The organism is Chryseobacterium arachidis (genome assembly GCF_900129245.1).
Classification (GTDB): Bacteria; Bacteroidota; Bacteroidia; order Flavobacteriales; family Weeksellaceae; genus Chryseobacterium; species Chryseobacterium arachidis.
On the sequence record NZ_FQUT01000005.1, the window covers coordinates 147,649 to 161,255 of the forward strand.

General features: G+C 36.0%; 12 protein-coding genes and 1 pseudogene. 6 read left to right on the plus strand and 7 right to left on the minus strand.

Features of this window, described 5'->3' with window-relative positions; translation table 11 throughout:
• Positions 1-70 precede the first annotated feature (70 nt).
• Entirely contained in the window at positions 71-1,534 is a 1,464-nt protein-coding gene (locus tag BUA89_RS11395) for a tagaturonate reductase (protein ID WP_072957570.1), read from the plus strand.
• A 6-nt stretch (positions 1,535-1,540) separates the two neighbouring features.
• Positions 1,541-3,157 (plus strand): UxaA family hydrolase, encoded by a 1,617-nt coding sequence (locus BUA89_RS11400; protein ID WP_072957573.1) that lies wholly within the window; start codon positions 1,541-1,543, stop codon positions 3,155-3,157.
• Between the two features lie 147 nt (positions 3,158-3,304).
• Here BUA89_RS11400 and BUA89_RS11405 read toward each other — a convergent pair whose 3' ends face one another.
• On the minus strand, positions 3,305-3,733 hold the full coding sequence (locus tag BUA89_RS11405) for a hypothetical protein (RefSeq protein ID WP_143152329.1): 429 nt from the start codon (positions 3,731-3,733) through the stop codon (positions 3,305-3,307).
• A 373-nt stretch (positions 3,734-4,106) separates the two neighbouring features.
• Between BUA89_RS11405 and BUA89_RS11410 the strand changes: the two genes are divergently transcribed.
• Positions 4,107-4,346, plus strand: a complete 240-nt coding sequence (locus tag BUA89_RS11410) for a bacteriocin-like protein (protein ID WP_072957580.1) — start codon at positions 4,107-4,109, stop codon at positions 4,344-4,346.
• Positions 4,347-4,738: 392 nt separating this feature from the next.
• Here BUA89_RS11410 and BUA89_RS11415 read toward each other — a convergent pair whose 3' ends face one another.
• The 6 genes from BUA89_RS11415 to BUA89_RS11435 all read right to left on the minus strand — a co-directional run bounded on the left by BUA89_RS11415 (position 4,739) and on the right by BUA89_RS11435 (position 8,797).
• The gene (locus BUA89_RS11415) at positions 4,739-5,293 is read right to left on the minus strand and encodes an REP-associated tyrosine transposase (RefSeq protein ID WP_072957583.1); all 555 of its coding nucleotides are present in this window, start codon (positions 5,291-5,293) and stop codon (positions 4,739-4,741) included.
• 882 nt (positions 5,294-6,175) lie between these two features.
• Positions 6,176-6,661 carry a hypothetical protein gene (locus BUA89_RS11420; RefSeq protein WP_072957587.1) on the minus strand — a complete coding sequence of 162 codons (486 nt, stop codon included), beginning with the start codon at positions 6,659-6,661 and terminating at the stop codon, positions 6,176-6,178.
• 178 nt (positions 6,662-6,839) lie between these two features.
• Positions 6,840-7,031 (minus strand): hypothetical protein, encoded by a 192-nt coding sequence (locus BUA89_RS11425; protein WP_072957590.1) that lies wholly within the window; start codon positions 7,029-7,031, stop codon positions 6,840-6,842.
• A 135-nt stretch (positions 7,032-7,166) separates the two neighbouring features.
• Positions 7,167-7,436: a hypothetical protein gene (locus BUA89_RS11430; RefSeq protein WP_072957593.1), complete on the minus strand. Its 270-nt coding sequence runs from the start codon at positions 7,434-7,436 to the stop codon at positions 7,167-7,169.
• Positions 7,437-7,517: 81 nt separating this feature from the next.
• Positions 7,518-7,718, minus strand: a complete 201-nt coding sequence (locus BUA89_RS22960; protein ID WP_143152330.1) for a hypothetical protein — start codon at positions 7,716-7,718, stop codon at positions 7,518-7,520.
• Between the two features lie 44 nt (positions 7,719-7,762).
• Positions 7,763-8,797, minus strand: coding sequence for a LacI family DNA-binding transcriptional regulator (locus tag BUA89_RS11435; RefSeq protein WP_072957597.1), 1,035 nt, complete (start codon positions 8,795-8,797; stop codon positions 7,763-7,765).
• A gap of 290 nt (positions 8,798-9,087) precedes the next feature.
• Here BUA89_RS11435 and tssD point away from each other — a divergent pair, with 290 nt between their 5' ends.
• The 3 genes and pseudogenes from tssD (at position 9,088) to BUA89_RS11450 (ending at position 13,604) form a co-directional block, all read left to right on the plus strand.
• On the plus strand, positions 9,088-9,492 hold the full coding sequence (gene tssD, locus BUA89_RS11440; RefSeq protein ID WP_072957600.1) for a type VI secretion system tube protein TssD: 405 nt from the start codon (positions 9,088-9,090) through the stop codon (positions 9,490-9,492).
• Between the two features lie 215 nt (positions 9,493-9,707).
• Positions 9,708-11,667: pseudogene (locus BUA89_RS11445) on the plus strand (type VI secretion system Vgr family protein).
• A gap of 11 nt (positions 11,668-11,678) precedes the next feature.
• Positions 11,679-13,604, plus strand: coding sequence for a hypothetical protein (locus BUA89_RS11450; RefSeq protein ID WP_072957603.1), 1,926 nt, complete (start codon positions 11,679-11,681; stop codon positions 13,602-13,604).
• Positions 13,605-13,607 lie beyond the last annotated feature (3 nt).

The window sequence follows — 13,607 nt, forward strand, 5'->3', positions numbered from 1 at the left end:
GCTTTAAAAGAAAACTTTGCGTCCTTTGCGTTTAAAACAAACCAAAGTAATCGCAACAATATTAGAAAAGATGGAAAATCAGATAAAACAAAAATTGAATCGTGAATTAAACAATTCTCAGGAAAAACTTCCGATCAAAATAGTACAGTTCGGTGGCGGAAATTTCATGAGAGGATTCACAGATTATGTGATTGATAAATTAAACAAAGAAACCGACTGGAAAGGCGGAATTGTCAATTTACAGGCAACACCCAACGGCTCTATTCAGAAGATGGAAGAGCAGGACAATTTATATACACTTTTCACAAGAGGAATTAAAAAGGGTGAAATCCATGATGGAAAGCAGGTCATTTCTGCGATTCAGAAATCGGTAAATCCTTATGCAAACTACGATGAATTCTTAGCTTTGGCGAAAGAAGAAGAACTGGAGTTTATATTTTCAAATACGACAGAAACAGGAATTGCTTATGATGAAGCGGAAACTTCTTATGAAGGTCCGCACAAGAATTTCCCTGCGAAAGTGGCGGTTTTACTTCATGAAAGATTCAAGCATTTCAATGGAGCCGCAGATAAAGGTTTAAGAATTATTCCTTGCGAATTAATCGAAGACAACGCCTTTACATTAAGAGACATCATCATCAAATATGCACAACTTTGGAATTTAGAAGAAGGATTTGTGCAATGGATTGAACAAAATAATTATTTTCATAACACCTTAGTAGACAGAATCGTTCCGGGTTATCCGAAAGACGATGCAGAATCTTACGAAGACCAGTTGGATTACGAAGATCAGCTGATGGTTGTTTCAGAGTGTTTCCTACTTTTTGTAATTCAGGAAGCCGGAAATTTAAACGAAAGAATTCCATTCAACAAAATTAACGAACAGATTTTAGTCGTTGATGATATTCAGCCGTACCGTTTAAGAAAGGTTAGAATCCTGAATGGTGGTCATACTTTAATCTTGGCTCCTGCGATTTTGTCAGGAAAAGAACTGGTAAAAGAAGCGATTGATGACCAGTTTATCGGAACTTTTTTAAGTGATGCTGTTTTTAATGAAGTCAATCAGACTTTAGGTTTGGATATGACTGAATTGAAAGATTTTGCGGGAGAAGTTTTCGACCGTTTCAGAAATCCTTTCATTAAACATCATTTGGCGAGTATTGCTTTGTATTTTGTTTCTAAATTTAAAGTAAGGGTATTGCCAAGTTTATTGACTTACGTTGAAACTAACGGGAAATTACCGGTTAATCTTACGTTCTCTTTGGCAAGTTTAATCAGATTCTATCAGGGAAGTTATGGAGAAAAAGCTCTTCCATTGAATGATGAAGCAGGAATTATTGCTAAATTTAAAGAAATCTGGGCAAATGAAGATTACGAAAAAGTAGCTGAATTAGCACTTTCAGAAAAATCTTTCTGGGATACAGATCTGACCCAAGTGGAAGGCTTGAAAGATGCAGTGGCAAAAGCATTGTACGAAATCGATCACAATGACATGGAAACTGCGTATAACAATTTTGTACAATTCAATTCTTAGAAAAAAATGCAAAAGAAAGTACTGAAAGTAAATCCTAAAGACAACGTTATCGTAGCGCTGTTGGATTTGCCTGCCGGAGAATCGGTACATCTTGACGGTGCAGATTATACGGTTGTAAAAGACATTAAGGCTAAACATAAGTTTGCTGCCGTAGATTTTGAGGATGGCGACCATATTATCATGTATGGCGTAATCGTTGGAAAAGCAAACCAATCCATCAAAAAAGGTGAAGTCATTACAACTGAAAATGTAAAACACCAAAGTGCAAAAGTAGAAGGTAAAACTGAAACTTTAGGCTGGACTCCACCGAATGTTGATAAATGGAAAGACCGTACTTTCAACGGATATCACCGTGAAGACGGACAAGTGGGAACAGAAAACGTTTGGCTGTTCTTTCCTTTGGTATTCTGCGAAAACAAGAATATCGAAACGCTGAAAGATATTTTTGAAAAAGAATTACTTCACGATAAAGCCAGCAAACATCAATTGTTGTTAAGATCATTATTAAATGGCGGAGCTACTGATGTTGTTGAAGAAGAAAAAGAAGAAGATACGAGAATATTTAAAAATATCGACGTAAGATTCATCACGCACCAGGGTGGTTGTGGTGGAATTCGTCAGGACGCCGAAGCATTGGGAAGACTGTTTGCAGGCTATGTGAACAACCCAAATGTTGCAGGAGCAACGGTTTTAAGTTTAGGTTGCCAGAATCTTCAGGTGCAGATTTTTATGGATGCACTTCACGCTTTGGCTCCGAATAACAAAAAACCAATCGTCGTTTATGAACAGCAAAAATCGGGAACGATCGACGAAATGCTGACCGGCGTTATCAAAGATTCTTATGAAGGCATTAAGCAGGCTAATAATATTGAAAGAAAACCTGCGCCCATCACAAAACTGAACATTGGTTTGGAATGTGGTGGTTCAGACGGTTTCTCAGGAATTTCTGCGAACCCTGTTTTGGGTGAAGTTTCTGATATTATGGCGGCAGTTGGCGGAAAAACCATGCTTGCCGAATTCCCTGAATTGTGTGGAGTAGAACAGGAGTTGGTGAACCGTTGCATCAATGATGAAGATGGCGTAAAATTCCTTCAATTGATGAAAGATTTTGAAAAATCTGTCGTGGCAGCAGGATCAGGTTTTGATATGAATCCGTCTCCAGGAAACATCAAAGACGGTTTAATTACCGATGCCATGAAATCCGCTGGAGCAGCCAAAAAAGGTGGTGCAGCCCCGATTGTAGAAGTTCTTGATTTTACAGAATATGCTACAAAACCAGGTCTGAATCTTCTGTGTACTCCCGGAAATGATGCCGAATGTACAACCGCTTTGGTAGGTTCTGGAGCAACAGTGGTTCTTTTCACGACAGGTTTGGGAACTCCGATGGGAAATCCTATTTCTCCGGTGGTAAAGATTTCTTCGAATACGGTTTTGGCAGAGAAAATGCCGGATATTATTGATTTTAATGCAGGAACGGTCATCAGCGGAGATAAAACGATTCCCGAAGCAGCAGATGAGTTGTTAGAATACATCATTAAAGTAGCCAGCGGCGAGGTAAAAACCAAAGCCGACCTACTCAATCAGAATGATTTCATTCCATGGAGACGAGGGGTCTCTTTGTAATGGGTTAATTATATTAAATATTAGGGTTGAAAATGCTTCTTGCTGCGGTGGGGAGCATTTTCTTTTTAGATCTTAAACACAAAGATCACAAGTGTTTTTCATAAATACTTATATCAATAGGGATGAGCTTTAGCCAAAAATTACTTTTTAATAATTTCTAAATTCATCAGCTTTATCTTTGATTGCTTTTTGGAAATTATTTAATTGTTCTCTACTAAGAGCAATTTCTTTTAAATCAAAAACATAAGTCTTTTTTTGATCTGCACTGACCCATTTGCCAACGATTCTTTGTTTGTCAATTGTTCCTAAAAAAGTTCCCGTGAAATTTGCAGACGACATTTCTACCAGACTTATATTTCCATCATTATTCCTGTAGCCGTTTAGCAAAATATAATCTTTCATACTGTCATATTTATAACTGCCAATAATCGGATCTGCGTGTGTACCTTCGTCTAAACCTTGTAAATACAAAGTTATTTTAAAAGTATTATTGATGGTGCCTTTATAAAGTCGGGTTGACTGAGCAAATGTTTGACTGAAAATGCTCAGCATGAGAAGTGTACATATAGTTCGCATCGTTTTACAAGATTTAAATAGTGATGAATGTTTATAAAAATAATGACTAAGATATGTATCTTCTTTTAATGATGAATTAGATTAAATATTAAGGTTGAAAATGCTCCTCGCTTTGGTGGTGAGCATTTTCTTTTTTTGACTTTAATTGGTAAAGGGAAAGCGGAATATTGTTTATTTCCATTCGTTTATTATGTATTTTAAAAAACTATAGATTGCAAATCCATGACATCTATTCATACTTAGAGATGTTTACTTTTCTGATTAATAAAAAGTTTTAAAAGAAATCATTTGTATTGTAAAAATCACTAAATTAGGATTAATTAAAGCGGAATCCGAAAAGCTTATCAAAGAGTAGGAAAAAAAATATTATTTAATGAAAAATTTAAAGAAAATTTCGAGAGAACAATTAAAATCTGTACAAGGTGGAATATATAAAGCACCTGACTATATGTATGCCTGTGCAAATATTACATATTGTTATAATAAAGAAGGTGATGTTATGGGAGGTACTGAAATACCTACTTTTTATTATGGATCAGATGTTCCTGAAGGTGCAACTAATGTTAGAGTATGTGGATTTGAACTAATATTGCCAATTCCTGCTGGTTGCTAATGAGATTCCTGATTCAGTATTTATTACCTCATTAGTAGTGCTGGCATCATGCTCATCACAACAAAAAAGGGAATACTTTAATCAGTAGATGCAAGGTATCTCTTTTAATTTTGAGGGTAATTATATTAAATATTAGGCATGAAAATGCTCTTTGCTTCGGTAGGGAGCATTTTCTTTTTGTGCGGTAGCTCGGATTTGATAGTAATATTTAATTTCAAACTAAGATTTATAGAATAAAAGACTGTCTTTTCTAGACAGCCTTTTGGGTGATTTTATTATAGATTTTTTAGAACTGAAATTATTTCAGATGGCTTTGGTCTTTTTTATAGTCTTCATTTACTCAATCCGTGACTACAACTTAATACTGCAGTTTTGCCATCCATATCAATGATTTATCCCATAAAAACCACAAAAATATCCAAAGGATTATCGAAGTCTGCATAATTTCGTGCACTACTGAAGTAATAATGCTCAGGTTCTGTCACTATTTTCTGTTTCACAGGATTTTGATGAATGTAATTTATTTTTTCTTTAATCCATTTGTTTGAAAAAACTTCCTCGGCATGATATCCATCTTGCCAAACTTTGAATTTTTGTTCCCGAGATAAATGTTCGCAGGATTTTTTAAAATAATCCAACATCCATTCTTTTCGGCTGTCAGGTTCAGATTGTATGGTTTCAATAATTTTTTTCGAAGTAAATTTCTTAAAGTCACGCATGATTTCAGATAACGTATATTTTCCATCTGCTCTGCAGAAAATATGCAGGTGATTTGACATTAAACAGTATGCAAAAATAGAAAGATTTTTTTGTGCCTGACAGTATTTTAATGAATCTATAATTACCATTTTTTGTGATAATCTGGTAAATACATCAATCCATCCTACCGTAGTAATTGTGATAAAGTAAGCCTGATCAATATCTAATGCTTTGTATTTCGTAGACATTTGTGTTTTTGTTTAAATGTACAAAATATTTTTCTTTTAGATTCTATAGCTCGGGTTTGTAATTCGATATTTGTAATTCGATAGCGCGGATTTGTAATCCGTGCTTAGGATATCGTATATTGTAGAAAGTCACGGATTGTAAATCCGCGACATCGTTTGTCTAGTTGAACAATGAATTGGTTTTCTAGATTTTTACCTCCCGAAAATAAGTGTTAAATTCATTTTTTGCTCATCACTCAAAAAAATAATTTTATCTATGTATTGGTTAAGATTGTTGTTCACTATAAATCATTTTTAGTTTAAAATTATAAAAAACTATTCATGTAATACAAATTTGTGACATTTAACGATTATCAATGATATGTATTTTAAAATGATCTGAAAGCGGTCACAAGCGAGACGCTTTCGCCAGCAAAAACCCATCCTGCCACGTTCCCAACCCCAAATTTGACGTTTCCAACCTCTCCCGATACATGCAACACCCATCAGAATACGTTCTGCACAGGTCACGATACGTTGCCTAACCTATCCCGACACGTTCATCACATGTCCAGTGGGGTTATTGATGTCTCCGACGGGGTGATATATGTCTTCAGATACGTTATGTAGCCTATCCCGATAGGTTAAAAAGGGTTCCAGATGGGTAAAAGACCGCTCCAGGCCTTTCCCTGACGTATACTGAATGGTAAAAAACCTCATCAGACGATTAAAGAACGTCTTCGGGTGATTGAATGACGTGCCCGGACCTGTAGCAAACTTCTTTGGATGATTAAAGAACGTGAACTTATCATTAGAAAAGGTATATCAACAACTGAAAGAGAGGAAGAAGCTATAAAAATACCCCTCCGTAGAATGGGGAGGGGTAATTTGTGTATTGCTGTTTTACTTTTTCTCTTCAGGCGGGAGCGTAGAAGTGGAATTTTTTACAAAAAACTGCTTCAGATCTTTGTATTTATTTTCAAATCCCGGTGCTGAAGTTCCCGCTTTATAAGTGGTGTACGAATAATCCATCAATGCCGACTGATAATTGTCGTAATCATGCAGCGTTTTGGCATTATTCATTCTCGTAATCAGGCTTTCGAGTCTGCTGATCATGGTTTCCATGCTGTTTCGTGAGCTGTGGTCTTTGTTGAATTCTGCCCAGTCTACTTCGGGTGAGCTCAGATTAGCCTGACTCTGGTTGTAGTCGTAGACTTTGTTCACGAAGAGCTTGTTTTGCTCATTGATGCTTCCGTAGCGTTTACGGTCTTCAGGTGAAAGGTTAATAGCGATTTCAGCAAGCGCTGTTTCCAATGCCGCGATGGCATCCTGTGCGGCAGTGATCTTTGCACTGCTCAAATGGGTGGAGTTCAAATTTGTTAATCCCATCATTTTTGATTTTAAAGGTTAATACTTATTTATATAAAATCGTGTGTTTTTATTTTGGGAAAAACTAAGGTAGAAAAAAATTCAATACATGGGGAATAATAATTGAATTTTTTTAAATCGGTGATATCAGTAGAGTATTTTTATTTTATTGATAGTTACACAGACTTTTAATTCTTACTTACAAACTTTTACCGCTGGGATCAATTAAGATACTTCTTACTGCTTCGGCGATATCTTTTGCATAGATTGCTATATTATCGGCAGCTGACCATGAATCGGGTTTTTTCTCTACTAAAATGGGTGAAATTTTTATAGCAATTTCTATTACAAGTTTTTTAAACTCTTCGTCTGTTAAATGTTTCTTTTCCATATTTCAAATGTACTAAATATTGTTATTTATTAAATATTAAACAAAAGTAATCTGTATGGAGTACTTTTCATGAATACATCACAATTACAAATCTATGACATTGAAGAACATTAATTGTGAGTAGTTGTTGCTATGCTAATCCCAACTTTTCATTTCCAAAGGAGTCAAAATTCGCTTAGGGGTTTGAGAATTTAAATCGTGTACAGCTTGCAGATTGATATAATCAACAGAACCGTCGCCAGAGATTTTAGAAGCATATAATTTGCCTTCTTTGGTCGCAATAATCCTGTTTCTGTTGTCTACATCTGCCCATGTAATGTCATTGATTTTTATGATTTCTGTCTTTTTTACCAAATAAAAAGTATCAAAATTTTTTCGGTGTTCGGAATGATAAAACGTAATCATGTATAGTGAGACGTTATTTGAAATACTTTTTTTCCAGAGTTTTGGATGTATTGGATCTGCATTTTCATGATCTTTTTTTGACTAATCTTCACTGATCTTTTTTGCTGTTGTTTGCGCAGTCTCTTTTTGAACAAAATCTTCATCATCATGTTCTGTCCAACCGTTCATAAAATTTTGGCTTACAACAGTATCATTAAATTGTACTTCTAATCTTACATTCAAAAACAAGAGTATTTTTGCTATATCTTTATTTTCTAAAAAGTAAAATCCGCAAAAAAACAATTCTTTACGTATTTTTTATTGATGATCAATTTGATTTTTTAAACTTAAAGCTGTTTTCGCTTTGAAGACTTTCGGATATAGATTTGCGGGGCCAAAACTACCTTTTTCTCGGTAGACACTCCTGAACCATTCTCTTTTACACCTTCCAAAAATACCTGTCCTGCCATTTTACCCATCGTGACGGGAGTCTGGTCTACAGAACTGATCGGAAGCTCCATGAATTGGGTAAAAGGTTCGTTTGAGAAACCGATTACAGCTACTTGCTCAGGAACTTTTATTTTGCGCTTTTTCAGTTCCTGGCAGGCACCCAACGCTGCAAAATCACTGGAAGAAAAAATAGCATCGGGAACAGATTTTTGATTCCAAAGGGTTTTAATGGCTTCAATTCCTGCATCGATCGAACTTCCTGTTGTAATGATATTATCATCTTTTAGCGGTAAATTATAATCAAGAAGTGCTTGTTTATAGCCGTTTAAACGGTTCTGATAAATTTCAAGGTTCAGATCGCCGGAAAAATGACAAATGTTTTTGTACCCTTCTTTAATTAAATGTTCTGTTGCAATATATCCGCCCTGGTAATCATCTATCGTTACCGTACTGATTCCCTTGATATCCTTTTTACGGTCGAAAAAGATAATGGGGGTATTGGTTGTATCAAGAATGTGCTGAATATGATCTGTATTCAGTGTGGTTTTGGAAACTGACATGAAAATTCCGTCTACCTGAGCATTTAATAATGTACTCAGATGCTTCTTTTCAATCTGTACATCTTCGTGGCTCTGGCAGATGATGACATGGTAGCCGTGCGGAGAGAGTTCTTCCTCTATGCCGCGAATGACGGATGAAAAGAAATTGGTATTAACGAAAGGAACAATGATTCCGACGTTTTTAGTTTCCCCACTTTTAAGCGCTTTGGCAAGGTTATTCTGCTTGTAGTTCATTTCTTTTGCTGTTTTTACCACAAGTTCTTTGGTTGCCTGGCTGATTCTCGGATGATTGTTCAGTGCTCTGGAAACGGTCGCCACACTTACGTTCAGCTTTTTTGAAATATCATAAATAGTGGCATTTTTTTTTGTCATAGGTATCTCTGGAATAACATTAATTTCCCTTCAGCAATCCTTTTCGGGATAGATGTAAATTTAATCAAATTAAGCAAACGGGAAACTCCAAAATCATATTTTTATTAATTATTTGTAAATTTTATAGAAATGACAGCTGAATGAAGTTGAATCGTAATTTTACGACACTAAATCGTAGAATTACTACAAATTTGTAAAAAGTTATCAGAAAATTTTGAGAATTATTTTCTCTCGTTTTATCTTTGGAAAACAAAAATCAACAAATATTAACGAATTAAAATTTACGTATCATGGCATTAAATTCAAGAGGAATCTTAAAATTCAACGGCGGCGAAGGGCAGAAATTATTAAAGCTGAACTACAGCGTATCAAGATCTACGGATGTATCGGGTAGAGTAGCATCTGATCCTTCCAATGCAATCATTAAATTAACCATTGAGGCTACGGAAAAATCTGATATCCTTGAGACATTACTGAACGGAAAATACAAACCGACTACAGGTGAAGTTACTTTCAACAAATCTCACGAAGAAGGTACTTTGATTACTTTAAACTGGGAAAACGGTTATGTAATCCAGCATGAGGTAGACTTCGACGCAGTAGATGAAAACTCAATGCTAATCAGCTTTGTTGTTAGCGCAGAAAAAATCAATTATGGTAATTCTGCTTACGAGGGTATTTGGCCTACAAGCTAATATTGAATTATCTTTTCAGTATTATTATATACAAAGAAGACTGTCTTTAGGGGCAGTCTTTTTTCACAAAATGAGTGTTTTGATTCTGTAGCTGTAATAGTTTAGTATCAAAAAATCATCAATATTATTTTGCACATAAGATTTATTTGTCTAAATCCCTTGATGTTGAATAATATTTTATACATTTATATTCCAAACACAAAAAGCACACTTATATGAAAAGTTTCGAAAAATCGGAAGGGTTAATATTTCGGCCTTTCCAGAATGCATTGGCTGTTTCCGACAGTCAGCACCACGGGATCAACCGTTTAGTTAAGCTATCTTTGGTTGTCGAGGGAAAAGTAATTAAATATTACAAGCATTTCAAACTGACCCAAAGTACCCAAAAACATCACGAATTTATACTCACTTTAGCTCATGATACATTAGGTGAACGGCAAACCCATACTTTAGAGGAAGCTAATAAATTTTTAGGAAAAAAGATTAACAGTTGTCATTTCGTATAAAGATATTGAAAACAGCCCTGAGCGTACTTTTGTTGGCGTCATTACCGGAGTAGGATTCAGTCAGGAAAAAATGAGTCTGGGAGATATTGTTCTTTCGGGTTACAGTCCGACTATCTTGTTAGACGGAGCTCCGCATGTTCAAAGTTTTGGGGGAAATCAGGCCGTGAATATGGGAATCATTGCCGAAGAAGTCATTAAACAAGGTTTAGATAAAAGCAATTTTGATATCAGGATTGATACGAACGATCATTCCCAGATTATTTACAGCAGTCAGTATGACGAGACCCACTATAATTATCTGGCGAGAATGGCCGAAGCGTATGGCGAGCAGTTCTATTATGATGGTGAAGTTTTGCATTTCGGGAAGCTTCCCCCTGCTAATACTCCTATTAAATTAGTATATGGAAGCAGTGTCAATAATATTAAAGTTGCATTAAAAGCGACTCATATCAAGCCTCAGTTTTACGGCTACAACAGCAGTAAAAATGAAAAATTGACTGCAGATCTTACACCTATTCAGCATGTGGGAGATCTGGCAAAAATTGCTTATCAGCACAATGACAGCATCTACAAAACACCTTCTTTAAGAGTAGCACCGATCAAGGCAACCACTCATTTGGATGTTGAGTATTCACAAAAAAGTGCCTCAGGAAGTGAAGCGATGAATGTCTTTACTCTTTCTGGTTCTACAACCATTCCTTTTTTACATCCGGGATGTTCTGTAGATGTTGAAATGCGAAAGATTGATACCAACGAAACCTCGTATTTTACAAAAATTATGGTTACCGAAACCACCCATGAAATTGATACGATAGGACATTATACCGGAAGTTTTAGCGGAATTGCTTCTGATACCGGCTATTTGCCTAAACCCGAATTTACAATGCCCATTGCGCAACCTCAGATGGCAACCGTCATTTCAAATACTGACCCTGAAGGGCAGGGAAGAGTTCAGGTAAGATTCGATTGGCAGACCCATGATACTACTCATTTTATCAGAATGATGAGTCCTGATGCAGGAGGGACGGATCAGATCACTCAAAACAGAGGTTATGTGGCGATTCCCGAAGTTGGAGATCAGGTGATGGTGAATTTTGTACACAATCATCCGGACCGGCCGTTTGTCATGGGCGGAATGTTTCATGGAGGTGTGGGACTTGGCGGTGGGATCAACAATCACATGCGGTCTATCCAAACCAAAAGCGGAATTAGGGTTTTAATGAATGATGATGAGAAAAGTGTGACCATTTTAGATCCCAGCGGAAATACTTACTTCATGGACGGAAAAGGAAATATTACGATAACGGCTCCAAAAAATATGACTTTTAATGTGGGTGAAAATTTAGATATTAATGTAGGAAAAAATATGAATACTTCTGTGGGAGCCGACCAAAGTAATATCGTAGGAATGAATAAAACTGAAAGTATTACCATGAATAGCTCAGAGAGTGTAGGAGCGATGAAGATGACTTCGGTGATTGGTGATGCAAGTATGATGATTAGCGGAAAACTGACAGAGTTTATTGAAGGGGATGTACATAGTGAGACCAAAAAAGAAAGAAATGAAGTAAGTGAGGGCAAAATAGTAACGCACAGTATGGGTACTCATGAGCAGCATTCTGAAAAAGTTGTTCAAAATAACAGTGGAGAGAAAAGTAATAACTTCTAAAATTTTTATCCATGAGCAGAGTAAGAATTGTTAAAGGAAATATTACAAAAATTATCGGCGGAAATTATAGAAGGTACTCTAATGATAATATTGAAAATATTGGTTCTAAGGTAATACAAACCGGGAAAGATGGTGTATGGTACGGCGTAAACGGAGAACCACCAAAAGCTCCTATGCTTAATTTTCAGGAACCCATTTTAAATGGTGATGTAATTTTTTGTAATGGCTATCTGAGTAGTCCTAAAAAAAATCCGGGTTCATACCTTAATGTTATAATGGATAAAGTACCAGATGATATCACTCAGAATCCTTTGCGAGGGGTAAATATGAACGAGAAAAAACTGACAGATGATGTTGACATTTATACAAATGATGAGTTAGAAATGGATAACCGCCGGGGTGGTGGGACATTATATAGTGATCCAAACTATGAAACTACAGAGAATTATCGTTGGATTTTTGCGGCAAAAGAAAAATTTGAAGGATACTGGGAAGGGTACGATAATGTTACCAAGAAACGATATTCTCAGGTGTTTAAAGAATATTTTCATGCATTGGGAAATGCACATTTTATTAATGGTTCGCATGGTCTTCAGTCTTCAGGGGCGCATCGCGTCGAGCACGGAATTGCACAAGGATATTCCTGGGCGCAAAGAAAATGGAATATAAAAGAGAAATCAGTAATTGAAGATGTAAAAGAAAAAAATCCCGGAGCCCTTAGTTATTCACCACAGTATAAACCTGTAACAGTAGTGGGGCATAGTCAGGGAGCGGCAATTGCAGCAGGGGTAGCTATTGGAATTATTTATTACGCACATGAAATGGGATGGGACGAAATACCTATTAACATATTATTTTTAGGCACTCACCAACCGCAAGGTCTTTATGGGGCAGACTATGATCAGTTTAAGAAATATTATTTCGAAGATTTTATTAAAGAATGGGTGTTGGAGTGGATTGGGGATATATTTACTAAAGAGAAATTATATCAGAATCAGGGAATTTACGAAAAAATGAATGAGCTTCTTGGAAATAATTCTTGGGGTGGTCTCATCGACAGATCCGTACAATTTACATTTCCAAACGATAGGGCTTTATTTGTAACCCGAATGGGGGACATCCCTAATGTGAAAAATGCCTGCAGTGAAAAAGATAATCTCTATATTGAAAGTTGGGGATTTTATGCAGGAGCAAGTAATAGCGAAGCGTTTTTCTCTGAAGAGGGTTATCATTTCCCAAAACGCCTTTTAGACAAATCTTTCAACCCTGATGGAAGTATCAATGAAAATGCACCTACATTTAGAGAATGCGTAAAATCTTATTGGAAAATTTATCATCAGTATACAACTTACCGAGACTATATTAAAGCGAATCCATCTAAAAAATATGCAGCAGCCAAATACAAAATTCCTGTAATAAGCAAAGTTTTGCCGGATTGGTTTCATACGATTTTAGATCAGGCAATTTCAAAAGCGGAAGGAGCCAAAAAAGAATTGTATATGAAAAGTGAACTGTACCGTCTTAGGCTTAATGCCTTGGTAGCGTTCGAAAAAGTACATAATATGGAATTACAGGCCCATTTTGCTCCTGTAGGTTTGATGTTTAATCAAGGTGTGCTTTCGGATTGGGATCAATATCAGGATCAAACCATTTGGGACAGAATAAAGGATACGGGTAAAGATTTATTTTACAGGATAGACTATTCAACGACTACAGATATTAAACAAAAACGTAAAGAAGAAAAAGCATTTGTTGAAGGTGTGGGTAAAAGTAGGATGATAAAGACCAACATCGCCAATACTGCAGGAATAAAAAAATGGATCGACCAAGCTAAAGAAGAACTAAAAATTACAGAACACTGGTATTCTAATATTTTAGAGTGGTGGAAAGGAAATAAAGAATATGAAGGATCTGGTTGGGCACATGGTGCAAGGTAAAGT

Bases quoted from the DNA above. Each gene is read 5' to 3' on its own strand.
- BUA89_RS11395 (WP_072957570.1), top strand. From the start codon at position 71: ATGGAAAATCAGATAAAACAAAAATTGAATCGTGAATTAAACAATTCT.
- BUA89_RS11400 (WP_072957573.1), top strand. From the start codon at position 1,541: ATGCAAAAGAAAGTACTGAAAGTAAATCCTAAAGACAACGTTATCGTA.
- BUA89_RS11405 (WP_143152329.1), bottom strand. From the start codon at position 3,733: ATGCGAACTATATGTACACTTCTCATGCTGAGCATTTTCAGTCAAACA.
- BUA89_RS11410 (WP_072957580.1), top strand. From the start codon at position 4,107: ATGAAAAATTTAAAGAAAATTTCGAGAGAACAATTAAAATCTGTACAA.
- BUA89_RS11415 (WP_072957583.1), bottom strand. From the start codon at position 5,293: ATGTCTACGAAATACAAAGCATTAGATATTGATCAGGCTTACTTTATC.
- BUA89_RS11420 (WP_072957587.1), bottom strand. From the start codon at position 6,661: ATGGGATTAACAAATTTGAACTCCACCCATTTGAGCAGTGCAAAGATC.
- BUA89_RS11425 (WP_072957590.1), bottom strand. From the start codon at position 7,031: ATGGAAAAGAAACATTTAACAGACGAAGAGTTTAAAAAACTTGTAATA.
- BUA89_RS11430 (WP_072957593.1), bottom strand. From the start codon at position 7,436: ATGATTACGTTTTATCATTCCGAACACCGAAAAAATTTTGATACTTTT.
- BUA89_RS11435 (WP_072957597.1), bottom strand. From the start codon at position 8,797: ATGACAAAAAAAAATGCCACTATTTATGATATTTCAAAAAAGCTGAAC.
- tssD (WP_072957600.1), top strand. From the start codon at position 9,088: ATGGCATTAAATTCAAGAGGAATCTTAAAATTCAACGGCGGCGAAGGG.
- BUA89_RS11450 (WP_072957603.1), top strand. From the start codon at position 11,679: ATGAGCAGAGTAAGAATTGTTAAAGGAAATATTACAAAAATTATCGGC.